The organism is Stenotrophomonas sp. PD6, from assembly GCF_049199305.1.
Classification (GTDB): Bacteria; Pseudomonadota; Gammaproteobacteria; order Xanthomonadales; family Xanthomonadaceae; genus Stenotrophomonas.
Genome location: NZ_JBLZQD010000009.1, coordinates 22138 through 42639 on the forward strand (window position 1 = coordinate 22138; position 20502 = coordinate 42639).

23 protein-coding genes are annotated in these 20502 nt (G+C 68.0%); 11 read left to right on the forward strand and 12 right to left on the reverse strand.

The genetic code is table 11. From position 1 onward, the window contains the following. Positions 1-65: 65 nt before the first annotated feature. On the forward strand, positions 66-1697 hold the full coding sequence (locus ACOZHM_RS13350) for an isovaleryl-CoA dehydrogenase (protein WP_421569805.1): 1632 nt from the start codon (positions 66-68) through the stop codon (positions 1695-1697). 74 nt (positions 1698-1771) lie between these two features. Here ACOZHM_RS13350 and ACOZHM_RS13355 read toward each other — a convergent pair whose 3' ends face one another. From ACOZHM_RS13355 to ACOZHM_RS13365, 3 genes are all read right to left on the reverse strand, one after another. Beyond that, positions 1772-2176: a hypothetical protein gene (locus tag ACOZHM_RS13355; protein WP_421569806.1), complete on the reverse strand. Its 405-nt coding sequence runs from the start codon at positions 2174-2176 to the stop codon at positions 1772-1774. Positions 2177-2323: 147 nt separating this feature from the next. Continuing rightward, on the reverse strand, positions 2324-2665 hold the full coding sequence (locus tag ACOZHM_RS13360) for a hypothetical protein (protein WP_282246914.1): 342 nt from the start codon (positions 2663-2665) through the stop codon (positions 2324-2326). 124 nt (positions 2666-2789) lie between these two features. Next, positions 2790-3965, reverse strand: coding sequence for a thiolase family protein (locus ACOZHM_RS13365; protein ID WP_421569807.1), 1176 nt, complete (start codon positions 3963-3965; stop codon positions 2790-2792). A 176-nt stretch (positions 3966-4141) separates the two neighbouring features. On the opposite strand from ACOZHM_RS13365, the gene ACOZHM_RS13370 reads away from it, so the two are divergent. Continuing rightward, positions 4142-7087 carry a S8 family peptidase gene (locus ACOZHM_RS13370; protein WP_421569808.1) on the forward strand — a complete coding sequence of 982 codons (2946 nt, stop codon included), beginning with the start codon at positions 4142-4144 and terminating at the stop codon, positions 7085-7087. An 86-nt stretch (positions 7088-7173) separates the two neighbouring features. Here the strand turns inward: ACOZHM_RS13370 and ACOZHM_RS13375 are convergent, their stop codons facing one another. Further along, positions 7174-8271 (reverse strand): Glu/Leu/Phe/Val dehydrogenase dimerization domain-containing protein, encoded by a 1098-nt coding sequence (locus tag ACOZHM_RS13375; protein ID WP_421569809.1) that lies wholly within the window; start codon positions 8269-8271, stop codon positions 7174-7176. Between the two features lie 313 nt (positions 8272-8584). Here ACOZHM_RS13375 and ACOZHM_RS13380 point away from each other — a divergent pair, with 313 nt between their 5' ends. Further along, positions 8585-9685: an HDOD domain-containing protein gene (locus ACOZHM_RS13380; RefSeq protein WP_421569810.1), complete on the forward strand. Its 1101-nt coding sequence runs from the start codon at positions 8585-8587 to the stop codon at positions 9683-9685. Between the two features lie 215 nt (positions 9686-9900). On the opposite strand, the gene ACOZHM_RS13385 is transcribed toward ACOZHM_RS13380, so the two are convergent. Together ACOZHM_RS13385 and ACOZHM_RS13390 are read right to left on the reverse strand one after the other, a co-directional pair. Continuing rightward, a complete protein-coding gene (locus ACOZHM_RS13385) occupies positions 9901-11484 on the reverse strand; it encodes a phospholipase D family protein (protein ID WP_421569811.1) in 1584 nt (527 codons plus the stop codon). 55 nt (positions 11485-11539) lie between these two features. Further along, positions 11540-12250 (reverse strand): rRNA pseudouridine synthase, encoded by a 711-nt coding sequence (locus tag ACOZHM_RS13390; RefSeq protein ID WP_421569812.1) that lies wholly within the window; start codon positions 12248-12250, stop codon positions 11540-11542. A 107-nt stretch (positions 12251-12357) separates the two neighbouring features. Here ACOZHM_RS13390 and ACOZHM_RS13395 point away from each other — a divergent pair, with 107 nt between their 5' ends. Continuing rightward, complete coding sequence (locus ACOZHM_RS13395) at positions 12358-13077, forward strand: AzlC family ABC transporter permease (protein ID WP_421569813.1); 720 nt, start codon at positions 12358-12360, stop codon at positions 13075-13077. Then, entirely contained in the window at positions 13074-13385 is a 312-nt protein-coding gene (locus ACOZHM_RS13400; RefSeq protein ID WP_421569814.1) for an AzlD domain-containing protein, read from the forward strand. Before ACOZHM_RS13395 ends, ACOZHM_RS13400 begins: the two co-directional genes overlap by 4 nt. A gap of 3 nt (positions 13386-13388) precedes the next feature. Here ACOZHM_RS13400 and ACOZHM_RS13405 read toward each other — a convergent pair whose 3' ends face one another. After that, positions 13389-13886 carry a M48 family metallopeptidase gene (locus tag ACOZHM_RS13405; RefSeq protein ID WP_093533469.1) on the reverse strand — a complete coding sequence of 166 codons (498 nt, stop codon included), beginning with the start codon at positions 13884-13886 and terminating at the stop codon, positions 13389-13391. A gap of 72 nt (positions 13887-13958) precedes the next feature. Here ACOZHM_RS13405 and ACOZHM_RS13410 point away from each other — a divergent pair, with 72 nt between their 5' ends. Both ACOZHM_RS13410 and ACOZHM_RS13415 read left to right on the forward strand, forming a co-directional pair. Continuing rightward, positions 13959-14519 carry a DUF2058 domain-containing protein gene (locus ACOZHM_RS13410; protein ID WP_421569815.1) on the forward strand — a complete coding sequence of 187 codons (561 nt, stop codon included), beginning with the start codon at positions 13959-13961 and terminating at the stop codon, positions 14517-14519. 109 nt (positions 14520-14628) lie between these two features. Continuing rightward, on the forward strand, positions 14629-14895 hold the full coding sequence (locus ACOZHM_RS13415; protein WP_421569816.1) for a DksA/TraR family C4-type zinc finger protein: 267 nt from the start codon (positions 14629-14631) through the stop codon (positions 14893-14895). A gap of 42 nt (positions 14896-14937) precedes the next feature. Here ACOZHM_RS13415 and ACOZHM_RS13420 read toward each other — a convergent pair whose 3' ends face one another. Together ACOZHM_RS13420 and ACOZHM_RS13425 are read right to left on the reverse strand one after the other, a co-directional pair. After that, positions 14938-15519: a mechanosensitive ion channel domain-containing protein gene (locus tag ACOZHM_RS13420; protein WP_421569817.1), complete on the reverse strand. Its 582-nt coding sequence runs from the start codon at positions 15517-15519 to the stop codon at positions 14938-14940. 58 nt (positions 15520-15577) lie between these two features. Further along, positions 15578-15763, reverse strand: a complete 186-nt coding sequence (locus ACOZHM_RS13425) for a hypothetical protein (RefSeq protein WP_421569818.1) — start codon at positions 15761-15763, stop codon at positions 15578-15580. 125 nt (positions 15764-15888) lie between these two features. On the opposite strand from ACOZHM_RS13425, the gene ACOZHM_RS13430 reads away from it, so the two are divergent. The 3 genes from ACOZHM_RS13430 to ACOZHM_RS13440 are packed head-to-tail and all read left to right on the forward strand — an operon-like array spanning position 15889 to position 17884. Continuing rightward, positions 15889-16482, forward strand: a complete 594-nt coding sequence (locus ACOZHM_RS13430) for an RNA polymerase sigma factor (protein WP_421569819.1) — start codon at positions 15889-15891, stop codon at positions 16480-16482. Next, on the forward strand, positions 16479-16988 hold the full coding sequence (locus ACOZHM_RS13435) for a hypothetical protein (RefSeq protein ID WP_421569820.1): 510 nt from the start codon (positions 16479-16481) through the stop codon (positions 16986-16988). The genes ACOZHM_RS13430 and ACOZHM_RS13435 overlap by 4 nt, the downstream gene beginning before the upstream one ends. 11 nt (positions 16989-16999) lie before the next feature. Beyond that, positions 17000-17884: a DUF4097 family beta strand repeat-containing protein gene (locus tag ACOZHM_RS13440; RefSeq protein ID WP_421569821.1), complete on the forward strand. Its 885-nt coding sequence runs from the start codon at positions 17000-17002 to the stop codon at positions 17882-17884. Between the two features lie 46 nt (positions 17885-17930). Here the strand turns inward: ACOZHM_RS13440 and ACOZHM_RS13445 are convergent, their stop codons facing one another. The 3 genes from ACOZHM_RS13445 to ACOZHM_RS13455 form a co-directional block, all read right to left on the reverse strand. Next, a complete protein-coding gene (locus ACOZHM_RS13445) occupies positions 17931-18110 on the reverse strand; it encodes a hypothetical protein (RefSeq protein ID WP_421569822.1) in 180 nt (59 codons plus the stop codon). Positions 18111-18121: 11 nt separating this feature from the next. Continuing rightward, positions 18122-18421 (reverse strand): YkgJ family cysteine cluster protein, encoded by a 300-nt coding sequence (locus ACOZHM_RS13450; RefSeq protein ID WP_421569923.1) that lies wholly within the window; start codon positions 18419-18421, stop codon positions 18122-18124. A 256-nt stretch (positions 18422-18677) separates the two neighbouring features. Next, positions 18678-20033, reverse strand: coding sequence for an Hsp70 family protein (locus tag ACOZHM_RS13455; RefSeq protein WP_421569823.1), 1356 nt, complete (start codon positions 20031-20033; stop codon positions 18678-18680). Between the two features lie 117 nt (positions 20034-20150). On the opposite strand from ACOZHM_RS13455, the gene ACOZHM_RS13460 reads away from it, so the two are divergent. Further along, on the forward strand, positions 20151-20486 hold the full coding sequence (locus ACOZHM_RS13460) for a zinc ribbon domain-containing protein YjdM (RefSeq protein ID WP_421569824.1): 336 nt from the start codon (positions 20151-20153) through the stop codon (positions 20484-20486). The last annotated feature ends 16 nt before the right edge of the window (positions 20487-20502 follow it).

The following is a 20502-nucleotide window of genomic DNA, read 5'->3' on the forward strand; positions in this document are numbered from 1 at the left end:
CGGCTGAACGGCGAGCCGCGCGCGGATGCGGCAGAATCGTGGCATCTGCCAGGAGGCCCCGCGTCATGACGTCCGCATTGCCCGCGTTCGAGACCCACGAAGTCACCAACCAGCCGCCGCCGTTCGGCGGTCGCAATCTATGGGCCGACGACGTGGCCCTGGCGGATGCCGTGCAGCGCGAGGGCGGCGCGGCATTCGTCGACCTGCTGCAGTCCTATGGCGGCAACGCGGGCGACACGCTGTACCGGCTGGGCTTTGACGCCAACCGCGATCGTCCCCGGCTGCGTACCCACGACGCGCAGGGGCACCGCATCGACACCGTCGAATTCCACCCCGCTTACCACCAGCTCATGGACGCGGCCAAGCGTCACGGTGTTGCCGGGCTGTCCTGGCACGATGGCCGCCCGGGTGCACACGTCGCGCGCGCGGCGCTGAGTTTCCTGCATCATCAGGCCGAGGCCGGCACCAGCTGTCCGTTGACCATGACCCATGCGGCGGTGGCCGTGCTGCGCCAGGACCCCGCGCTGGCAGAGTGGGCCGACAAGGCGGCAGCGCCGATCTACGACCCACGCGATGTGCCGATCGCCGACAAGGCCGGCATCACCCTGGGCATGGGCATGACCGAAAAGCAGGGCGGTTCGGACGTGCGCAGCAACGCCACCCGCGCCGAGAAGCGCGCCGACGGCAGCTACGCGCTGGTCGGGCACAAGTGGTTCTTCTCCGCGCCGATGTCCGACGGCTTTCTCGTGCTGGCGCAGGCGCCGGGTGGGCTGACCTGTTTCCTGATGCCGCGGCGGCTGGCCGACGGCAACCGCAATGCCTTCCGGCTGATGCGGCTCAAGGACAAGCTGGGCGACTGGTCCAATGCCTCCAGCGAGATCGAGCTGTGTGGCGCCTGGGCGCGCCGGGTCGGTGACGAAGGACGGGGTGTGGCGACCATCATCGGCATGGTCATGCTGACGCGGCTGGACTGCATGCTCGGCGCTGCGGCGGAAATGCGCATGGCGCTGGCGCAGGCCCTGCACCACACCCGGCACCGCAGCAGTTTCGGCCGCCGCCTGTGCGATCACCCGTTGATGGCCAACGTGCTGGCCGACCTGGCGATCGAATCGGAGGCGGCGACCGCCTTTGCCATGCGCGTCGCCCGTGCCGTGGACCAGGCGCCGCACGATGCGCAGGAAGCCGCCTTCGCGCGCATTGCAACGGCGGTCGGCAAGTACTGGGTGTGCAAACGCGCGGCGGTGTTCGTCAATGAGGCACAGGAGTGCCTGGGCGGTGCCGGCTATGTCGAGGAATCCATGCTGCCGCGCCTGTACCGCCAGGCGCCGCTGAATTCGATCTGGGAAGGCAGCGGCAACATCCAGTGCCTGGACGTGTTGCGCGCTCTGTCACGCGAGCCGCAGGTCGTGCCGGTGCTGGAGGCGGAGCTGGGGACGGTGGTGGGGCAGGACGCCCGCTACGACGCCGCCTTGCAGGCACTGCGCGAGCAGTTGGCCGCCACCCCTGCGGAGGCGCAGGCACGGCGGGTGACCGAACGACTGGCGTTGCTGTTGCAGGCCTCGGTCCTGTTGCGTGCACAGAGCCCGCTGGCAACCGCGTTCGTCGCTTCCCGCCTCGGCGGAGAACACGGCACGGCATTCGGCTCGTTGGCCGATGACGTCGACTTCCACGCCATCATGGCGCGCGCCTTGCCGTAATGCCGGGCAGAGCCCGGCGCTACCGGCTATTACGCATGGGCCGACCGGCGGCGCCGATCGGCCCCCGCGTGGGGTCAGTGCTTGGCCGCGTCGGCGTTCTGCTTGGCATCATTGGCCACTTCGCGGGCCTTGTCGGCCACCTTTTCTGCCGCATTGGCGGTCGCGTCGCTGGCATGGGCGGCCGCGTCACGCGCAGCAACCTTCGCATCCGCTGCGGCAGCCGCGCTGGCATCCGCGGCCCGGTCCAGCGCCGGCTGCACGTCGGCAGCTGCGCGCTCGGACGCGGCAGCAGCCTCGTCGGCGGCGTTGCGGGTGGATGCCGCCGCCTGGTCGACCGCCTCACGGGCGGCCGCGCCGGTGCTGTCGGCGGCCTGCGCGGCATCGGCGCGCGCCTTCTCGGCTTCCGGACCCTTGCAGGCGGCCAGCGCAAGCAGCAGCGAAGCGGCCATCAGTACGGGCGTGATCGAACGAATCTTCATGGCGCTGTCCAAGGTTGGGAATAGGACCGACAGCCTATTCACCCATCCGTGAAGGCACGGTAGGTACCCGCTCGCCACGCGTTCGCCCAAAGAAAAAGCCGCTGGCGAACCAGCGGCTTCTTCAGACTTGCTTGAAGAAAGAAGTTATTACTTCTTGGCTTCTTCAGCAGCGTCCTTGGCCTGCTCGGCGGTGGCTTCACCGGCCTTGGCAGCGTCGGCAGCAGCGCCGGCAGCAGCGTCGGTGGCAGCGCCAGCAGCCTGGGCAGCGGCGTCAGCCGAAGCGTCAGCAGCGGTGGTGGCGGTGTCGGCGGCAGCCTGGGCAGCGTCGGCGGTCTGGGCGCCAGCAGCAGCGGCCTGGTCGGCAGCGACCTGGGCGTCGGCAGCAGCTTCGTTGGCCGAAGCGGCGGCGTCAGCAGCCTGTTCCTGCTTCGAGCAGGCGGTCAGAGCCAGGCCCAGGGCCATTGCGATCAGCAGCTTGTTGATGCTCATTTGTGTGAATCCTCGTCGTTAGATTAGGCAACGCGCTATTGCGCGCCCGGCAACATGATGACAAGCCACGATTGGCTGTCAAGCGATCGCGCATTCAGTTTTGAGAAATGCGCGTTAAATCCAATCAAATCAATTCGATGGCAATGGCCGTCGCTTCACCGCCGCCAATGCAGAGCGTGGCAATTCCGCGCTTTGCATCACGCTTGCGCAAGGCGTTGACCAACGTCACCACCAGACGCGCGCCCGAGGCGCCGATCGGGTGGCCCAGTGCGCAGGCACCGCCGTTCACGTTCACCTTGTCATGCGGGATGCCCAGTTCGCGGATCGGCGCCATGGCCACCACCGCGAACGCCTCGTTGATTTCAAACAGGTCTACCTGGTCCAGGCTCCAGCCAGTCTTCTCCAGCAGCTTGCCGATGGCGCCGATCGGCGCGGTGGTGAACCACTCCGGTTCCTGCGAATGGGTGGCATGGGCCACGATCCGCGCCAGCGGCTGCAGGCCACGGGCGGCGGCGTCTTCTTCCGCCAGCAGCACCACGGCGGCAGCGCCGTCGGAGATGCTCGACGAGCTGGCCGCGGTGACCGTGCCGTCCTTCTTGAACGCCGGGCGCAGGGTCGGGATCTTGGCGATGTCCGAACGGCCGGGCTGTTCGTCCTGGTTGTATTCCACCTCGCCCTTGCGACCGGCGACCTTCACCGCGACGATTTCGTCGTCGAAGGCGCCGGCGGCCTGTGCGGCCTGCGCACGGCGCACCGATTCGATCGCGAACGCATCCTGCTCCTCGCGGCTGACCTGGTACTTGTCCACCGCGCATTCGGCGAATTCACCCATGGCCTTGCCGTCGTAGGCGTTGACCAGGCCGTCGTGGGCCATGTGGTCCACCGCCTGGAAGTTGCCGAAGCGGTTGCCGGTGCGCGAATTGGGCAGCATGTGCGGCGCGTTGGACATCGACTCCATGCCCCCGGCCACCACGATGCGGGCCGAGCCGGCCTTGATCAGGTCGTGGCCCAGCATGATCGCCTTCATGCCCGAGCCGCACACCTTGTTCAGCGTGGTGGCACCGGTCGAATACGGAATTCCCGCAGCGACGGCGGCCTGGCGGGCCGGGGCCTGGCCCAGGTTGGCCGGCAGCACGCAGCCCATGATCACCTCGGAAACGTCGGCCGCCGGCACGCCGGACTGCTCCAGCGCGGCGGTGATCGCCGCGGCGCCCAGGGTGGGCGTGGGCACGCCGTTGAACTGGCCGAGGAAGGATCCGATGGCGGTGCGCTTGGCGGCGGCAATGACAATGTTGGACATGGCAATCTCGTTGTTGCGTGAGCGATTTACGAAATGGGAACCGGTGCAATGGATTGCAACGCGGTTTCCCGGCAGACTGCGTGGGGTGGCCCAGTATAGAGGGTCGACGTTTACCACCGGTGTCCGCCGGACGGGCAGGATGCCGCGCGTGATTTCATTTACGTTGGGGAGCAGGGATGAAGCAGGTTGAGTTCAGCAGGAACGTGTTGGCCGGTGCACTGGCCGTGGCGTTGAGCGCGTGTGGGGGTGGGGGCGGTAGCGGTGGCAACGTGCGCGTGGATCCGCCCCCCGTCACACCGGTGACCCCGCCGGTGAATCCGCCCGTGACCCCGCCGGTGACCCCGCCGGTGAGCCCCGCCCAGCCGGCCATCGATGCCCATCTGACGATCATCAATGGCAACGACGGTCGAAGCGTTACCGGCAAGGGCATTCGCATCGGTGTGGTGGATTCCGGCGTCAACCGCGCCCACCCGACACTGACCGGCCGGGTTGTGAGCAGCCGCAGCTACGTGGATCCCAGCACCAACAACCTCAACGTGGACGACGTGGTAGGCCATGGCACCACGGTGGCGTCGCTGGCCGCCGGGCGGGCATTCGGCAGCTGGCCGGGTGGCGTCGCGCCGGATGCCGAGATCGTCTCCGCACGCATCATTGCGGACAAGGCACCGGCTGACGACGGCTCCGGTGATGGCAACGAAGTGAACGGGGCGCTGGGGTTGGCGGCAATCCATCAAAATCTGATCACCGATGGTGTGAAGATCATGAACAACTCATGGGGGGGGCTGTACTGGACCAATGCCGCCGCCACGGCGCCCATCGCCGCCGAGTACCGCCCCTTCATCATCACCCACAACGGCCTGGTGGTATTCGCGACCGGCAACGAGAGCAAGGCAAATCCGTCCGACATGGCGGCGCTGCCAAGCCAGCCCGGTCCCGCCAACACACGTCCGGCGGCCGACCTGGAGCGTGGTTGGTTGGCGGTCACCGCCGTGAACTCGACCAAGCCCGACACCCTGGCCGCGTATGCCAATGCCTGCGGTGTTGCGGCCGCTTACTGCCTGGCGGCTCCGGGTGAGGCGGTGTTCGTCGACCCGCAAAGCAAGGGTGGCACCCCCAGTTACCTGTGGGGCGCCGGCACGTCGTACGCGGCACCGCTGGTTTCCGGCGCAGCCGCGCTGGTGTGGGAGAAATTCCCTTACATGAGCAATGACCAGGTTCGCCAGGTGCTGCTCGGCACCGCGACCGACCTGGGCGCGCCCGGCAACGACCCCGTGTTTGGTCATGGCCTGTTGAACGTGGGCCGCGCGTTGCGCGGTCCGGGCCGGCTGGATTGGGGGGACTTCCGGGTGCAGCTCGGTACGTCGCCCACGGTGTGGTGGGGAGGGCTTTCCGGAGCGGGTGGCGTGGTGGTTGACGGCGGTGGCAATGTCGTCGACGGCGTCGATGATCCCGTCATGTCGCTGTCGGGGCAGAACCGCAACGCGGGCCGCCTTCAGATAACCGGCGGCGCTACCGTTTCAATCAATGGCCTTTATCAGTCCAACGTTGTGGTGGATCCCGGTTCCTATCTGTACGCGTGGGATGTGGTCACCAATGGCACCATCACCAACAACGGCGTGATGCAGATCAACTCCAACAAGAACTTCCAGATCGCAACCCAGTTCAACGGAAATCTGCAGAACAACGGCATCTTCTTCAATCGCGATTTCGCCAACACCACGCTCAACGCCAACTTCAGCCAGAGCGCCGCGGGTGAATTCTGGATGTTGCTTGGCACGGACCCGCTCCGCATCAAGGGCACTGCCGCGCTGGACGGGCGACTTTTCGTCTACGGTCTGGCCGAAGGTTACGTCCCGCGGCGCGTGCACGAAGTGCTGGTGGCCGACGGCGGTGTCAACGGTACGTTTGCCAGCTGGGGTTTCAACTCTGGAACGCTGCCGCTTTTGCAGGCAACGCTGCACTACGATCCCAATCGTGTCTATCTGGACGTGGAGCCGACATCGGTGACCACGGCTGCGGCGCGGGTATCGGGCACGCCGACGGCGATGGCGTCCGCCGTGCGCCTGGAGACCGCGTTCCAGGTCCTGGATGCCCAGCTCCAGCCCATGACCGCATCCCGCGACGTTGTGCTTGATACCCGTCTGGTGACGGCCGCAGGGGACATCCAGCGCGGCACGACGAACGAAAGTCTGAACCAGACGCTGGAAAGCCTCTCGGGCAAGGCGCACAGCCTGGCCACCAGCATGACATTCGACAACCTGGACATGAATCGCCGCGCGCTGTCGGCGCGCTTCGATGCGGTGTCGGCCGCGCCGCGCCTGCGCGGTGCGTGGTACGGCGCGCTGGGTGAGGCCCGGCAGGGCAGTTTCGCCGGCAGTGGCTTCCAGACCCAGGGCTGGATGATGGGCCAGGACATGGCGCTGGGCGGCAACGGCGTGATGGGCTTTGCCTTCGGTGAAACCCGCAGCAACAGCAGCCGCGAATGGGCGGGCGACAGCGGTCGCGACCGTCAGTCGCAGGCCCAGTTGTATGCCGGCTGGAACAGCGGGGCCGCGTACGCGCTCGGCCAGGTCGGCGCGGGGCAGTTCACGCGGGAGATCGATCGGCAGTTGCTGCTGGGCCCGGGCCAGTACGGGGTGAATGCCCGTTACGGCGGCACCTTCAGTACCGCGAGTGTCGAGTCCGGTTATCGCTTCGGCGGCGCTGCGGCATCGTTGACGCCTTACCTCGGCGCCGACTACGCGCGGCTGGACAGCGACAGCTTCACCGAGAACGGCGGGTTCGGCTTCGGTCTGCGGGCCGACCGCCGGTCGTCGAGCCGCAGCCAGGCGCTCGCCGGCCTGCGTGCGGAAACCCGCCTGCGTGGCTGGTCGCTGCGTGGCTATGCCGAATGGCAGCAGATGTTGTCCAGCGATGGCCTCGCCTTCGATGCCAGCTTCGTTGGCGTGGATGCGTGGGCGCCGGTTGCCGGGCTGCAGCCGACGCGTTCCGGCGGCCTGTTCGGTGTTTCGCTGCAGACGTGGCTGACCCGCAACGCGCAGCTGTCGTTCGGCTACGACCAGCGCTTCGGTCCGCGCGGCGATCTGAGCCAGCTCGCCTTGCGTTACGCAGCGGCGTTCTGATCGCATCACGGCGGCCTTGGCAGCCGCAGAAACGAAGAAGGGCGCGATCGGATCGCGCCCTTCTTCGTTTCTGCGGCTGCGGCGGATCAGCCGCCGCGCAGCGTCCCCAGTCGCGGCCGTGCGCGGCCCAGCGGCATCTTCAACTTGCCGATGGACTGGATGCGCGTTTCGGCGATCTGGTCGGCCGCGCGCTGCGGCGCAATGCCTTCCTGCTGCGACAGCGCGAAGATGCGGCCCAGGTTGTGGTAAATGCTGCGGATCAGGCGCATGGCGCGTTCGCGGTTGTAGCCGTCGATCTCCAGCGACACATTCATCACGCCGCCGGCGTTGACCGCGTAGTCGGGCGCATACAGGATGCCGCGCGCATGCAGCTCGTCGCCAACTTCCAGGCTGGACAGCTGGTTGTTGGCGGTGCCGCAGACGATCTTGCACTTCAGGCGCGGCAGGGTCTGCGGGTTGATCGCGCCCTCGAGCGCGCACGGCGCGAACACGTCGGCATTCACGTCGTAGATATCGTCCGGCTTGACCGCCTCGGCGCCGTATTCGGTGACCGCGCGGTCAACCAGCGTGCTGTCCAGGTCGGTCACGAACAGCTTGGCGCCGCGGTCGCGCAGCAGCTTCACCAGTTCCATGCCGATATGGCCCAGCCCCTGCACGGCGATGCTGGTCTTGCCCACTTCCTCGTGGCCCAGCTTGTGCTGCAGCGCGGCCATCAGCGCCTGCAGCGCGCCGTAGGCGGTGAACGGCGCCGGGTCACCCGAGCCGCCGTGGACCTGGTGCACGCCGGTCACGTACTCGCTTTCCAGGTAGATGTTTTCCATGTCGTTGACGTCGGTGCCCACGTCCTCGGCGGTGATGTAGCGCCCGCCCAGTGAATCCACATAGCGGCCAAAGGCGCGGAACAGCACCTCGGTCTTGTCCTTGCGGGGGTCGCCGATGATCACCGCCTTGCCGCCGCCCACGTTCAGACCCGCCAGGGCGTTCTTGTAGGTCATGGTGCGGCTCAGTCGCAGTGCGTCGGCCAGCGCGTCGTCGGTGCTGGCGTAGGGGCGCATGCGCACGCCACCCAGGGCCGGGCCCAGGGTGGTGTTGTGGATGGCGATGATCGCCCTCAAGCCGGCGTCGCGGCTGTGGCAGAACACCACTTGTTCGTGACCGGTAGATTCGAGGGTTTCAAATAACATGGTGACTCCGAAGGTGCGAACGGTGGCCAACGCCGGCGAACGTACCAGCAAAAAGAGGGGTGTAAAACAAAAAAAGCGACGTCGTCTGATCGGAGGGACGGGTCGCGCGGCGCCATTCTAGTGCATTCCGCCGGACGGCGTTGTCAGCACGCCGCGGCCGTCACATACCCCTGCGAGGGGGCGCGGCTAAAGTTGCGCCGAACCGGGCCGATGCCGTGGCAACGGTGCGCGGTACCGGTATGGCCAGGATGGATCACGTGGGTGCAGGGGCGACAATGCGGATGCGGTGCGGCGCCAGCAAGGGCGCGACCTGATGGTGGCTGTCCTGGTGGGGGCCGTGGGCCTGGTGGTGGCCGCCCTGGTGGCCTGGTGGCTGCAAGGCCGACGGGCGGGGGCGCCAACGCGGGAACGCGCGGCGACAAGGTCTGGTGAGCGCCAGGCGCCGGCGATGGCGATGCCGGCGGTGCCCGACGGCGACGCCGGCCAGATCCTGCTGGCCGGCTTTCACGCGCTGGCGCTGGTACCGCGCAGCGGCGGCGCCTGCCCTGCAGTGCTGTCCCGGGACGAGCCGCTGGAAGCGGCGGTGGCCGCCGCGCTGGAGGCACGGGACTGGTCGGCCCGGCACCTGCCGCGACGCCCGCAGCTGTTGCCGCAGCTGATCCAGACCGTGAATGACAGCGACGCGTCTGCCCGCAGCATGGCCGCCATCATCGGCCAGGACGCGGTGCTGACCGGCAATCTGCTGCGCATCGCCAACAGCCCGATCTACCGCCTGCAGGCCAAGCCGGTGGACAGCCTGCAGCGGGCGGTGACCCTGGTCGGCACCGAGGGAATCCGCCAGATCATCAGCGCGGTGCTGGTGCAGCCGGTGATGCAGCTGCATTGCGAGGCGTTCCCGCAGTTCGGCACGGTGATCTGGGAGCACGCCCTGCTGGCCTCGCGCGCGGCAGCCGACCACGCCCGCATGGTCACCCACGAGGACGCCTTCGCGGCGCAATGGATGGGGCTGACCCAGGGCCTGGGAGCGGCGCTGGTGATGCGCCACCTGCTGGACGCGGCGCACGACCAGGCCGCGACGCCCTCGCAGGCGGTGGCCAGCCAGCTGCTGGATGCCTGGACGCTGCCGGTTGCCAGCCGGATCGCGGCTGCGTGGGAGCTGCCGCCGTCGGTGCATGAGGCCCTCTCGCGCGATGCCGAGGCCTCCGGTGGCGGCCTGGCGGCCAGCCTGCGGTTTGCCCGCGCGGCGGCCTCGGCCAGCCTGCTGTGCCGGCACGGACGCATCAGCCAAGCCCAGGCGCTGGCGCTGCTGGAGCAGTGCCAGGGCACGCCGGTGCATGCGCTGCAGTGGATCTGGCGCCGGTTGCATGGGCGGTCGGTGGAGACGCTGGACGCGGAGGAGATGGTGGAGGGGTGATTCTGGAGGGTTCTGGACGTCTGATGGGTGGCTTCGGTGGGTGCTAATCGTCGGTGGGTTGGTGTCCGGTGTCACGAACGTTGGCTTCGGATGCTTGTGCCGCGCTGCGCGCGGTAGCCACCCATGGGGTGGCTCTACGAGTTGTTACGTGCGCAGGACGACCGCGCCGGTGGCTTACGGCCGATATCCGTAGAGCCACCCCATGGGTGGCTGCTCTAGAGCTGCGATTCCAAGGGCAACCAGCTGATTGCACGCGCGCTCGCGCGCTGCCAGAGCGAGGTGTCCGGTTCGCGATCCAGCAATTGCGGCGGCTGTTCGGCACGGTCCAGCCAACGGACCTCGTTGTCCGGGTCCAGCGTCAGCCAGTAGCTCTGCTTCGGATCGGCCAGGCGCAGGTATTCCCCACGCAGCTGGGCGGCGAGCTCGCGATCATCGAACAGCACGCCCATCTCGGTGTTGAGGTACGCCGAGCGCGGGTCCAGGTTGAACGAGCCCACGAAGCCGCGCTGGTCGTCGATCATGAACGCCTTGGTATGCAGGCTCGCGCCGCTGCTGCCGAACAGGCCGCCACTGCCGCCGCCTTCATGCCGGCGCGACCGCAGCTCGTACAGGTGCACGCCATCGCGCAGCAGCGGGGCGCGGTAACGCATGTAGCCGCTGTGCACCGCCGCCACGTCGTTGGCCGCCAGCGAATTGGTCACCACGCCGACGTACGCGCCGCGCTTCACCATCGCGCCCATTCCGCGCGTGCCTTCTTCGCCGGGCACGAAGTAGGGCGAGATCAGCAACGCCTTGTGCTGGGTCTCCTCCAGCTCGCGCACCAGTCGCGTGACCAGCCAGTTGGCCTTGTCGTCGCGGCGGTGCTTCATCGCCGGGTCGGACACGATCTCCACCCCGGGCGACCAGTGCAGATCGACGGCATTGCGATAGAACGAGCGTGCCGACGCCGAACGCTCCACCCGCTGCAGATAGGGCTGGGCCGCGGCCAGCTTGGCCTCGTGCGCCGATTCCAGCATCAACAGCCGCAGCTGCGCAGGCGTGTGGAAGGCGAGGGCGCCGACCGGCACCGCAGCCTCGCTGTTCCAGTATTCGTCGAAGATCGTGTTGGCCTGCGCTACCGCCTTGCCGGCCACGATCAGGTCCAGGTCGCGGAAGTTCACATCGCTGCGCGCGCTGAAGTACTCCTCGCCGATATTGCGCCCACCGACAATCGCGACCCGACCATCGGCGATCCAGGACTTGTTGTGCATGCGGTGGTTGACGCTGAAGAACCGCTGCACCATCTCCACCACCCGCCACAGCCCGTCGCGGTTGCGGAACGGGTTGTACAGGCGGATCTCGATATTGGGATGCTCATCGAGCGCCATCATCAACGCGTCCTTGTCCTGCGCGTTCATGTCATCCAGCAGCAGGCGCACCCGCACGCCGCGTTCGGCCGCCTGGTACAGTTCCTGCGCCATCAGGTGGCCGATCAGGTCGTCTTTCCAGATGTAGTACTGCAGGTCCAGGCTGCGCGCCGCGTGGCGGGTGATCACCGCGCGGGCGGCGTAGGCATCCAGCCCCTCGGACAGGAACGCCACTCCGGACTGGTCCGGATGCTCGGCCTGCAGCCGCACCAGTTCGCGGTCGATCACGCTCTGCGCCGGCTGCAGCGGCAGTACGCGGCTGTTCGGCCCCATCGCCTTGGGCGTGAGGTGGTCGCCCAGCAGCAGGCCGCTGAGCACGAGCAGGATCAGCAGCGCCAGCACCACGCACAGTCCGCGCAGGCATCGGCGCCACAACGGCTTCTTGTCGGTCATGCCCCGATCCTAAGCGGCCCGCGTGCGCACGGCGAGTGCCGGGACCGCGCGGGAATCAGAAACGCTCGTCCGGCGCCAGGTAACGCCACTGGCCCGGTGCCAGCTTGCCCATCGCCACCCGGCCGATGCGCAGGCGGCGGACGCTGACCACCTCCAGGCCGACCTGGCGGCACATGTCGCGCAGCTGGCCGGGGGCCACCGGCTTGATCGCGAAACGCAGGCGCGTCTCGTTCTGCCAGCTCACCTTGCACGGCGGCAACGGCCAGTTGCGGAAGCTCAGGCCGTGGGCGAGCCGCTTCATGCCGTAGGGCACCAGTTCGCCGCTGACCTCCACCAGGTATTCCTGCTCCAGGGTGGCGCCGCGATCCTTCAGGTGCGACACCACGCGGCCGTCCTGGCTGACCACGACCAGCCCGCTGTCCTCGTCGGCCAGCGGCATCACCAGCTGCAACGCATGGAAATGCCGCTGCAGCAGTGCCACGCCGGTGGCGTCCAGTTCGCTGCGGCTGTCCGGCGTGACCAGCGCGCTCAGTTCGTCGGCGCGCATGCCGGCCGGCTTGTGCAGCAGCATGCTTACCGTTTCGGCGCGGGTCGCCTCGGCGTTGTCGCGCAGCAGAATCACCTCGTCGGTGACCATCGTCTGCGGCTGTTCCACGACCTGGCCGTTGACGGTGACCCAGCCGCCTTCGATGTAACGCTGTGCGTCGCCCCGGGAGCAGCCGATCAGGCTGGTCAGGCGTTTGTCGAGTCGGATCGGATCAGTCATGAGGCAGGCAGCACAAAGCGGGACGCGGGCGGGGAGTGTACTGGCTCGGCGCCGGGACTGCGCGCCGGGTCGCTGCGGCGGCGGGTCGGGACTGGCATCATCACAACATGAACTGGCATGCCTCCCCCGCCGTGAAAGTCGGCCTTTCCATCGCCGTGGCCACCGGCCTGTACGGCATTTCCTTCGGTGCCCTTGCCGTTGCGGCCGGGTTGAGCCCGTGGCAGGCACAGGCGCTGAGCCTGTTGATGTTCACCGGTGGCTCGCAGTTCGCGTTCATCGGCGTGATTGCCGGCGGCGGCGCCGGTTCGGCCGCGTTTACCGCCGCCACCCTGCTGGGCGTGCGCAATGCGGTGTACGGCATGCAGATGAACCGCATGCTGGGTTTGCGTGGCTGGCGGCGCGCGCTGGGCGCCCAGATCACCATCGACGAGTCGGCGGCCACCGCCTCCAGCCAGACCGTGCCGCTGGAACAGCGGCGTGGCTTCTGGACCGCCGGCATCGGTGTGTTCCTGCTCTGGAACCTGTTCACCGCCGTGGGCGCGATGGCCGGCGATGCGCTGGGCGACCCGCGCCAATGGGGGTTGGATGGCGCTGCGGTGGCGGCGTTCCTGGCGCTGCTGTGGCCGCGGCTGCGCCAGCGCGACGCGGTGGCCATCGCCATCGTGGCGGCCCTGGTCACCGTGCTGACGCTGCCGTGGGTACCGCCGGGCGTGCCGATCCTGTTGGCGGCGGCAGTGGCCGCGTTGTGGGGCGCCTTCGTGCCCGGACCGCGTGATGAAGGCCTGGAGCCGGATGTGGAACCGCGTTCGACGCAGGAGCGCACATGAGCCTGTGGGGATGGTTGCTGCTGGGCTGCGCGGCGGCGTATGCGATCAAGCTGGCCGGCTGGCTGGTGCCGGCGCGCTGGCTGGAATCGCCGCGCATGACCCGCGTGGCCGGCACGCTGACGATCGGGCTGCTGGCCTCGCTGACCGCCATGAATGCGGTGGCGGCCGGCGCGTCGGTGGCGCTGGATGCGCGGCTGGGGGCGCTGGCGGTGGCCGCCGTGGCCCTGCTGCTGCGCCTGCCGTTCCTGCTGGTGGTGGTGCTGGGGGCGGTGGCCGCCGCCCTGCTGCGCTGGGCCGGGATCGGCTGAGGGTCAGCCGCTGGCCCGTTCGAGGTGGGTCAGGTAAAGGCGCAGGTCGAATTCCAGCTGGTGGTAGTCCGCTTCCATGTGCGTGCACAGCTGGTAAAACGCCTTGTTGTGGTCCGACTCCTTCAGGTGCGCCAGTTCGTGCACCACGATCATCTTCAGGAACGGCGCGGGCGCCTCGCGGAATACGCTGGCGATGCGGATCTCGCGGCTCGCCTTGAGCCGGCTGCCCTGCACCCGCGACACCGTGGTATGCGTGCCGAGCGCGTGCTTGAGCACCTGCAGGCGGCTGTCGTAGATCACCTTTGACAAGGGCACCGACTGGCGCAGGTAGCGCTCCTTGAGCGCCTGGGTGTAGTCGTACAACTGGCGGTCGTTGCGCACCGTGTGCAGCTCGGCATAGCGGCGTTCCAGCCACGGACCCAGGCGGTCGGCCGCGATCAGCTCGCGCACCTGCTGCTGCAGGGCGTCGGGGTAGCCGGCGAGGTACTTCAGGGCGGTCATGCGGCGGTTGGGGAGCGGCGGTGAGGGCAGTATGATGGCCCCCGGAATCCCGTACCAACAGATGCAAAGGCAATGGCGAAGGCAAATCCCCTGCAGGAACAGCTGCTCAAGGCCGGGCTGGTCAAGAAGTCCCAGGTCTCGCAGGCCGCGCGTGAACAGGTGAAGGCCCGCCATGGCAAGGCCCCGGCCGCCCCCACCGACAGCCAGCGCGAGACCGAGCGGCTGCGCCTGGAGAAGGCCGAGCGCGACCGCGCGCTGGAAGCCGAACGCAAGGAAAAGAACCGCCTGCAGGAACTGCAGGCGCAGGTGCGCCAGATCATTGAAAGCAACCGGATCAAGCGCGAAGGCGAAAGCGAGTACCGCTTCAACGACGGCACCGTGATCCGCACGATGCTTGTCAACGAGGCCCTGCGCCGTCAGCTGGCCGTGGGCAGCCTGGTCATTGTGCGGCTGGGCGAGGCATTCGAGCTGGTGCCCCGGCCGGCCGCCGAGAAGATCCGCGAGCGGGATGCTGCCGCGATCGTGCTCGACAACGGCAAGGATCGCGCGCCTGCCATCGAGCCCAGTACCGGCAACCCGGACGACGATGCCTACTACGCCCAGTTCCAGGTTCCCGACGACCTGATCTGGTGATCCCGGGCTGAAGGGTTCAGCCCATGGCCCGGGTGTTCAGCCGACCGTAAACCGGGGCCGACCGGACGGTTCTATGCTGGTTGTCCGGCAACGGCATGGGAGACACGGCATGGCGACAGGGTGGGCAGGCGACGGCGCCGTCCAGGACCAGATCGACGCAACCGTCGACGAGGCCATCCAGCGTGCGCGCGCGCAGCTGCGCCAGGGCCCGGGGCTGACCCATTGCGAGGAATGCGAGGCGCCGATACCCGAGGCGCGCCGCCGTGCCGTGCCCGGCGTGCGCCTGTGCGTGCGCTGCCAGGAAGCCGAAGACGCCGCGCAACAGGATGCCGGTACGATCAACCGGAGGGGCAGCAAGGACAGTCAGCTTCGCTGACTGTCCTTGCGGTAGGTACCCACCGTTGGTCGGTACGCCGGATCAACCGTCACCCTGGATCCCGCCCGGTGCCTGCGACGGATCGCGCCAGCGGCGCACCGTGCGCTGGAAGAACATGTTGTTCGGAATCTGCAGCACGGTGCCTTCGTGGCCGCCGCCGTTCTCCTGCAGGGTGGTGTAGATCAGGTTGACGTCGATGACGCGCCCCTTCAACCCAGGCTTCTCGCCGTTCTCCAGGATCTCGATGTAATCGTGCAGGCGGAACGGTCGCGTGGTGAAGATCAGCAGCGTGCAGAAGATGTTGGACAGCACGCTCCACGCGGCGAAGAACGCCACCGCACCCACGGCGGCGAAACCGGTGAACGCGGTCCACAGCACGCTGGCCTGCACGCCGATGATCTGCAGCACCACCAGCAGCACGGTGAAATAGACCACGAAGGTGAACACGCGGCGCGCGCCCATCACCATTTCCGGCGGCAGCGTGTAGTGCTCGCCGACCCGGCGCAGCAGCCGGCGCGCGACCAGGCGCACCAGCCACGCTACCAGCAGCGTGATCAGAATCTTCAGGGCCGGGGCCCCGTACTGCAGCCACTCGTGGGTCCAGACGGGCAGGTGGTCTTTCATGCGTGGCGTGGTTCCTTGCAGCGGTAGTGCCGGGGGAACCGCATTTTAGCGCGCTGGGTCAGGGCAGGCCGTGGGGCTGTTCGAGCGCGGCCATCAGCTGTGAAACGCACATCGGCGCGTGCTGCTGGTACTGCATGCACAGGTCCGGCCGCGGTGGCAGCGATACCCGCAGCGTCACCGGGCTCCACGGCACGGTGCAGGCGCTGGCCAGCGAGAGCAGCAGCGCAAGACAACTGGGCGACATGGGAACTCCTGGGGCGGCGCCGTGCGGGGGACACAGGGTTGGATGCCGCCACTGCCGAAAAGGTTTATACCGATAACGTGTCAATCGCTTTAAACCTTTTGGGCCCCCGGCTGCATCCAAGGGATATGCTCGACACGACCATGCCCGCCACCCGCGCCGCCACCGACGCCGACCACGCCGACCACGCCGACGACCCCAGCCTGGTCCGGGCCGCGGTGGCCGGCGACACCGGTGCATATGAACGCATCTACCGGCGGCATTCGCCACGTGTGTATGCGGTGCTGTGGCGGCTCTGTGGCGGCCACGCCGCACGTGCCGAAGACGCGCTGCAGGAAACCTTCCTGCAGGCCTGGCGCGCGCTGCCGGGGTTCCGCTTCGACAGCAGCCTGGGCACCTGGCTGCACCGGCTGGGCGTCAATGCAGCCTTGATGGAACTACGCGGCAGCGCGACCCGCGAGGCCAGCGAGGCGGGTGACGATGGCTGGGAGCTGCTCGCCGCCGTGCCGTCGGTGGACCGCTGCGCCGGCACCACGCTGGACCTGGAACGGGCGCTGGAAACCCTGCCGCCGCGTGCGCGCGCCGTGCTGGTGCTGCATGACATCGAAGGCTGGAAACATCATGAAATCGCCGAGCAGCTGCAGATGGCTGTCGGCAGTTCCAAGGCACAGTTGCATCGCGCGCGCGGCCTGCTGCGTGCGCGTCTGGGAGAACCCGCATGACCACCCACGATCACGATCACGATATCGACGCCGACCTGCAGGCGCGCCTGCGCGCATTGCCCAGCGAACGGGTGCCGCCGGCGCACGCCTGGCAGCAGATTGCCGCGCAGCTGCCCGCCCGGCACACCGGGCAACCGACGGTGCTGCCTACCCGGCGAGCGCGGCGTTGGCCCCTGCGCATAGGTCTTGGCCTGGCCGCCGCACTGGCCGTGCTGATGGTGGTGCCCACCCCGACGCCGCCCACGCCGCGTCCGTCGCCGCTGCAGCGGCAGGCCGACGCCATCGCCGCCGAGTACCAGCAGGCGATGGCCACGCTGCCGCCGGCGCAGATCGGTTCCGACTGGCAACCGGCGCTGCACGAACTCGATTCGAGCGCCACCCACATCCGTGCCGCGATCGCCGAGAACCCGCGCTCGCGCTACCTGCTCAACCAACTGCAGCGCACCTACGCGCTGCGCCTTGAACTTACCCAGCAGGCAGTGATTGCCGCTGGCCTGCCATCCTGAAGGAGAGTCCCATGCATACCCCATTGCGTCTGATCGTTGCCCTGGGCCTGCTGCTGCCGCTGGCGGCGCAGGCGGCCACCCGCGTCGACGAGCGCCATCCGCTGGCGGCAGGCGGGCGGGTTGAGATCAGCAACATCGCCGGCAAGGTCAGCGTGCGCGGCTGGGACCGCAATGAAGTGGCGTTGAGCGGCAGCATGGCCGACGGCCTCCGCCTGCAGCAGGACAAAAGCACCAACCGGGTCCGCTGGGAAGTGATCTATCCGCGCAACGGCAACAACGGCGGTGCCACGCTGGAACTGCGGGTGCCGCGCTCGGTGGAGGTGCAGCTGGGTACGGTCAGCGCCGACATCGACGTGGCCGATGTCGAACTGCGTCGGCTGCAGGCCAATGCGGTCAGTGGTGATATCGCCGCGGCCGGCCGCAGTGCCGAGACCGCGCTGACCACCGTCAGCGGCAGCATCCGTTCGCAGGTGAATACCCAGCGCATGGCGCTGCGCGCGGTCAGTGGTTCCATCCAGGCGGGTGGGGGCATTGCCGGTGAAGTGGCGGCCGAGACCGTCTCGGGCAGCATCCGCCTGGATGCCGCGCAGGTGCAGCGGCTTGCCGCCGAAGCGGTGTCAGGCAGCCTGACGGTGGGCGCGACGGGACTGGCGCCGGGCGGCAAGGTGACGCTGCAGACGGTGAGTGGTTCCATCGCGCTGAAGCTGCCGGCCAAGGTGTCGGCGCAGCTGGCGGTGAAGACCTTCAGTGGCGACATCCAGTCGGATGCGGGCCAGGTGGAGCGGCCGCGCTACGGTCCGGGCCGCAGCCTGGATACGCGGCTGGGCGGAGGCGACGGCGATATTTCGATCAACGCCCATTCGGGCAACGTGCGGGTCACGCTCGACGGCCGCTGAGTGCGGCCCCCGCACCGGCCTGGGGCCGGTGCGGACGGCTGCGGCGTCAGCCGGCCCTTTTCAGCGCCAGGGTGTTGCCCAGAACTTCGATCTTGCCGCCGCTTTTGCGGAACGCGGCCAGGTCGGCAGCAATGCTGGCACTGCTGAGTGCAGTGTTGGAACCCTGCTTGCGGTCAACGCGAACGGTGTTGGCTGCCTTGGGGGAGGTCTTTGGCGTACGGGCCATGGATGCTCCTGTCATGGGTGTAACGTGGAAAAAATCGTCGACGCATCGTGCTGTTGTCGACGGTAGTCCTGCCGCACATGGCGGCAGTCATCGCCGCCCATCGCAAATTGGCGGCAGATCGCGGGACGCTGCGAGTAAATCGTGCAGCGAAGATGGTAAGGGTCGATCGCGGCGCACCAGCCTTCCTCATTGCGGGCCATGACGGTCCGCCCCATTTCGTCGGTATCCAGCAGATGGCCGGGAACCGCGTCATCGGGCATCACCGTGACCGAAAGCCGACAGCACACCGCGTCGCAGCGGCGGCAGTCGATGGGGTCCGGCTCGGCAGGTGAGGCAGGGGCTGGTGAAGCCAGGCGTTCGCCCAATCGAATCTCTCTTGACAGCGATAGACGATCCCGGCGCCCCGGACGGATCCAGCAGGCGGCAGCATCGACGAGGAGGGTGGCCTGTACGAGGCCCGGAGCGACACGCGCATTGCGCATCGAAGCCGAAAGATGATAGCGCTTTCGGCGTAACGTTTTGTTAATGGCAGGGTTTCACGGCTGGAAACCCTTGTGGCGCAAGGGATCAGCCCGCCGCCGCCCAAGCCAGGCCGTGCACCACGCCGAACGAGGGGTTGCCGCGCACCAGGGTCGAGGCGGGGAAGGCCGCGCCCACGGCCGCCTGCAGGTAGCCCGCGCGCGACATGCCGCCGGTCAGGAAGATCGCCGCCGGGTCATGCCCGATATCCGCGCGTACCTGCTCCAGCAGCGCGGTGAGTTCGGCCAGGTAGCCGCCGGCGGCGGCCTGCAGGCGTGGGCTGTCGATCCGCACGCCGAGGTCGCGTTCGATGAAGCCCAGCGCGCTGTCGTGCTGTTCATCGCTGCTCAATGCAATCTTGCAGCGTTCCACCTCACGGTACAGCCGCGCGGTGTTGCCGGTTTCCTGCAGTGCCTGCAGGCGCTTGCCCCACGGCGCTTCCGCGTCGCGGTAGTTGTGCTGGCGGAAGTCGCGCTGGCGGGTCATGTCCTGCACCATCGCCGCTTCCACATAGTGGTGCGCCGGCACCCGGCTTTCGCCGCGACCGAACAGCGGCATGTAGCCGCCCAGGCTCAAGGCCAGGTCGATATCGGTACCGCCACGGGCGATACCCCACGCACGGTGGATCTTCGGGGCCTGCGCGCCGCCCACCCGCGCATGCGCTACATCGGTGGTGCCACCGCCGATATCGACCACCACCGCGTCGTGCTCCTGTGCGCTTTCGGCGTGGTAGTGCATCGCCGCGGCCGCCGGTTCTTCAAGGAAATCCACGCTGTCGAAGCCGGCCGCGATCGCGGCGGTGTGCAGGATGTCCAGCGCCTGGTCGTTGCCTGCCGCGCCGATCGAGCTGCGGAACTGCACCGGGCGGCCCAGCGTGGCCGTGCGTACCGGCGTTTCCAGCTGGCGCGATGCGGTCAGCCGGATGTGTTCCAGAATGTGGGTGGCGATGCCGGTGATGGTCTGGCGTGCGCGCGGGTGCAGGTTGTAGCCCAGCATCGACTTCGGACTCTGCACCAGGTTGCCTTCGTTCTCTTCGAAGTAGGCTTCCAGCGCCTCGTCACCGTAGACCGCGTTCTGCAGCAGCTTGGTGGAGCTGAGCGGGGCCTGCATCTGTTCTTCCATCCACTGTCGCCGCACCACCCGCAGCGCCTCGCGGCGCAGCGCGTCGGGCGCGCGCTCCTGCCCGGCCGCGCGCGCATCGCGCGCCGCCGCGTCCACCAGCCGTGCCAGCTCGTGCTCCAGCGCCGGGGTCAGTTCGAAGTCGTTGGGGTCGCGCATCACTTCGGGGAAGTACACCGTGGTGCGGAACTGTTCGGCCTCGCCGAACCGGATCGGCACGACCCGTCCGTCCACCACGGCGGCGGCGGCGGAGTTGCTGGTGCCAAAGTCGATGCCGATTTTCATGCGGGGCCGGGCCGAAGGTCAGGGGGCGCGCACTTTGCGGCAAGCGGACCGCCGGTGCAAGGCCCGAACGGGCTGGGCGGTTACAATAGCCACTGTTCCGACCCTGAAGGCTTCACCATGTCCGCCGTTCCTGCCTGTCCGCAATGCTCCCTGGAAAACACCTACGCCGATGGCGCGCTGTGGATCTGCGCCGATTGTGGCCATGAGTGGGCGGCCGGCGATACCGGTGGCCAGGCGCAGGTCGTACGGGACAGCAACGGCAACACGCTGGTCAGTGGCGATACCGTCACCGTGATCAAGGACCTGAAGGTCAAGGGCTCTTCGATCCCGCTCAAGCAGGGCACCGTGATCCGCAATATCCGCCTGGTCGAGGACGATGCAGAGCACATTGAGGGCAATTCCGACAAGATCAAAGGCCTGGTCCTCAAGACCTGTTTTTTGAAGAAGGCGTAGGTGACGGCCGTTGGTC

What these genes read in the sequence shown, in the direction of transcription:
- ACOZHM_RS13350 (WP_421569805.1), top strand. Translation starts at nt 66, where the DNA reads ATGACGTCCGCATTGCCCGCGTTCGAGACCCACGAAGTCACCAACCAG.
- ACOZHM_RS13355 (WP_421569806.1), bottom strand. Translation starts at nt 2,176, where the DNA reads ATGAAGATTCGTTCGATCACGCCCGTACTGATGGCCGCTTCGCTGCTG.
- ACOZHM_RS13360 (WP_282246914.1), bottom strand. Translation starts at nt 2,665, where the DNA reads ATGAGCATCAACAAGCTGCTGATCGCAATGGCCCTGGGCCTGGCTCTG.
- ACOZHM_RS13365 (WP_421569807.1), bottom strand. Translation starts at nt 3,965, where the DNA reads ATGTCCAACATTGTCATTGCCGCCGCCAAGCGCACCGCCATCGGATCC.
- ACOZHM_RS13370 (WP_421569808.1), top strand. Translation starts at nt 4,142, where the DNA reads ATGAAGCAGGTTGAGTTCAGCAGGAACGTGTTGGCCGGTGCACTGGCC.
- ACOZHM_RS13375 (WP_421569809.1), bottom strand. Translation starts at nt 8,271, where the DNA reads ATGTTATTTGAAACCCTCGAATCTACCGGTCACGAACAAGTGGTGTTC.
- ACOZHM_RS13380 (WP_421569810.1), top strand. Translation starts at nt 8,585, where the DNA reads ATGGTGGCTGTCCTGGTGGGGGCCGTGGGCCTGGTGGTGGCCGCCCTG.
- ACOZHM_RS13385 (WP_421569811.1), bottom strand. Translation starts at nt 11,484, where the DNA reads ATGACCGACAAGAAGCCGTTGTGGCGCCGATGCCTGCGCGGACTGTGC.
- ACOZHM_RS13390 (WP_421569812.1), bottom strand. Translation starts at nt 12,250, where the DNA reads ATGACTGATCCGATCCGACTCGACAAACGCCTGACCAGCCTGATCGGC.
- ACOZHM_RS13395 (WP_421569813.1), top strand. Translation starts at nt 12,358, where the DNA reads ATGAACTGGCATGCCTCCCCCGCCGTGAAAGTCGGCCTTTCCATCGCC.
- ACOZHM_RS13400 (WP_421569814.1), top strand. Translation starts at nt 13,074, where the DNA reads ATGAGCCTGTGGGGATGGTTGCTGCTGGGCTGCGCGGCGGCGTATGCG.
- ACOZHM_RS13405 (WP_093533469.1), bottom strand. Translation starts at nt 13,886, where the DNA reads ATGACCGCCCTGAAGTACCTCGCCGGCTACCCCGACGCCCTGCAGCAG.
- ACOZHM_RS13410 (WP_421569815.1), top strand. Translation starts at nt 13,959, where the DNA reads ATGGCGAAGGCAAATCCCCTGCAGGAACAGCTGCTCAAGGCCGGGCTG.
- ACOZHM_RS13415 (WP_421569816.1), top strand. Translation starts at nt 14,629, where the DNA reads ATGGCGACAGGGTGGGCAGGCGACGGCGCCGTCCAGGACCAGATCGAC.
- ACOZHM_RS13420 (WP_421569817.1), bottom strand. Translation starts at nt 15,519, where the DNA reads ATGAAAGACCACCTGCCCGTCTGGACCCACGAGTGGCTGCAGTACGGG.
- ACOZHM_RS13425 (WP_421569818.1), bottom strand. Translation starts at nt 15,763, where the DNA reads ATGTCGCCCAGTTGTCTTGCGCTGCTGCTCTCGCTGGCCAGCGCCTGC.
- ACOZHM_RS13430 (WP_421569819.1), top strand. Translation starts at nt 15,889, where the DNA reads ATGCTCGACACGACCATGCCCGCCACCCGCGCCGCCACCGACGCCGAC.
- ACOZHM_RS13435 (WP_421569820.1), top strand. Translation starts at nt 16,479, where the DNA reads ATGACCACCCACGATCACGATCACGATATCGACGCCGACCTGCAGGCG.
- ACOZHM_RS13440 (WP_421569821.1), top strand. Translation starts at nt 17,000, where the DNA reads ATGCATACCCCATTGCGTCTGATCGTTGCCCTGGGCCTGCTGCTGCCG.
- ACOZHM_RS13445 (WP_421569822.1), bottom strand. Translation starts at nt 18,110, where the DNA reads ATGGCCCGTACGCCAAAGACCTCCCCCAAGGCAGCCAACACCGTTCGC.
- ACOZHM_RS13455 (WP_421569823.1), bottom strand. Translation starts at nt 20,033, where the DNA reads ATGAAAATCGGCATCGACTTTGGCACCAGCAACTCCGCCGCCGCCGCC.
- ACOZHM_RS13460 (WP_421569824.1), top strand. Translation starts at nt 20,151, where the DNA reads ATGTCCGCCGTTCCTGCCTGTCCGCAATGCTCCCTGGAAAACACCTAC.